At 36.8% G+C, this 2,234-nt stretch carries 1 protein-coding gene; it reads left to right on the top strand.

The window, feature by feature from the left end:
• Window positions 1–156: 156 nt before the first annotated feature.
• Window positions 157–1,413, top strand: coding sequence for a T9SS type A sorting domain-containing protein (locus tag ENL20_06060; GenBank protein HHE38118.1), 1,257 nt, complete (start codon window positions 157–159; stop codon window positions 1,411–1,413).
• The last annotated feature ends 821 nt before the right edge of the window (window positions 1,414–2,234 follow it).

Here is a 2,234-nt window from a genome sequence, read left to right as displayed (position 1 = left end):
ATGGATTTTTTAAGGCATATCCCAGAAACAGATCAAACCGGTCTTGTTTTTAGGGGAGATTTCCCAAAAGTGCTTTAATGGTATAGAAAATAATAAGTTAAGTGTCATATTAATAGGTTCTGTGTTACAGAACCAATAAAAAGAATAGGAGGAAGTATGAAAAAAATCGTTTTAATTTTGTGTGTTATTTTCGTGGTCTCTGTTCTCACGGCAGATTCCAGGATCAAAACCATTGCTGATCTTCAAAACATGAGCAATAAGGAGAGGAAAGATTATTTCTTCGAGATGTACGAGCAAATTATGAACTTGAGAGACCTTTATATTCTCGAAGAACTGCACCAGGATTGGGAAAACGAAGCATGGGTGAACGATGAAAAGATCATTTACACCTGGAGTACTGAAGGTTTTCTTGATGAAATGCTCTGGTTAACATGGGAAGAAGGAGCCTGGCAGAATGCTCAATGGCAAATCCATACGAACAATGCCGAAGGTTATCCAATAGAGACTCTTTATAAAATGTGGGAGCCCATATCCGGAACCTGGATGGACATGGCTATGATCTTATATACTTATGATGCCAATTGGAATATGATTGAGATGCTCATGCAGATGTGGTTCATTGATCAATGGATGGATGCCAGCCGTTACACCATGACTTATAATAACGACAATAATCCTATCCAAGTTCTTTCTCAAGAGTGGGACTTTGAAGGTGGAACAGGATGGCTGAACAGCGGACTGGAGACCTATACTTATGACGGTTTATTCCTGCAGGAGATCCTGGATCAGATGTGGGAGAACGATAGCGAATGGATCACAAATCACAGGTTGACTTTCACGGAAGCAGGGAACGCTTATCCTGCTACTGAATTGAGGGAAAACTGGAATTTGGTGGAATGGACGAATGACTGGTATCATCAATTCTTCTATGATAACGATTGGAACGAAATACAGACTCTTGAACAGGATTGGGAAGATGATCAATGGGTCAATTGGGAAGATCATTACTATACATATGAAGACGGCTATCAAATCGAACGGCTGACTTATCGCTGGGAAGGAGGAAGAGACTGGGTTAATCATTCATTTAATACTTACACATGGGGAACTCTCGATGCTGAAGATAATTCCATCTCTCCTGACAATGTTCCTATCTTAACCAACTATCCGAATCCCTTTTCTGAAACTACGACTATCTCTTTTTCAACCACGGAGCGCACGGAGAATACGGGGATTTTGATCTATAATCTGAAAGGACAGGAAGTGAAAACACTCATCCTAAGCGGTAATGAAGTATCCGTAGTTTGGAACGGAAAAGACAATAACGGTTCTCAGGTTGCCAACGGAGTTTATCTCTACAAAATAAAAGCAGGGAAATATACTTCTACGAAGAAGATGATTTTGATGAAGTAAAACTTGCTAAATTTTTGAAATTTAGCAAGTTTCATCCGGCTTTAGCAGTATGTATAGAAGGTGGGAATTTTCTCACCTTCTTTTTTTTTTTGAATATTTTCCCGGAGATTCAAATGAATAAGAAAATAATCTTAATAACAGCCCTGTCAATTATCTCGGTATCTTTTTTGTTTGCTGGAGAAACCGGTAAACTTGCAGGTAAGGTCTCCAATGAAGAGGGAAAATCCATCGCATCTGCAAATGTAATTATCGAAGGAACAAAACTCGGTAGTTAAATCAAAAGAACATCCGCAATCTATAACGCCTGTTTAGTTTTGCAATGATTTAATTAAGCTCAGTCTTTTGCACATTGTTGTAACCATTTTTTCACACTTTTTTTGTGATAATATAAATATTAGATCCAACATTATTATTACTTCTTTTTAACAAATGCTGTAACATCGTAAAACAAAAGAAGATACGAATTAATTGAAGAGCTTGGGATTAATGTTATTGTTGGCTCATAAAATGCGTTAAATAATTATCAGATAAAGTGTTGGATTTCAGGTTATGAAATCTAAAAAAGAGAGGTGAAATTATGTTACAGAATTTTGTAATTATTCTACCGGTTTTCTTCCTGGTTTTCCTGCTTTTCCGTTTTTTTCGCGGATTGGCTAAATATAGAGATAATGTGCAGAAAATCTTCCAGAATGAGGAAAAGAAGCACAGTAAAATTTATTGTTAATATCGCAGTTAAATAAGAACTTTAAAATCCAAAGTTTGAGTTGATTTTTGTAATATTTTCTCCTTTAAAATATGCCCGGTGAAAGCCGGGTTTTTTT

The organism is Candidatus Cloacimonadota bacterium, assembly GCA_011372345.1.
Lineage (GTDB): Bacteria > Cloacimonadota > Cloacimonadia > Cloacimonadales > TCS61 > DRTC01.
The sequence above is the reverse complement of the archived record's forward strand: the minus strand, read 5'-3'. Positions and strand labels throughout refer to the sequence as shown.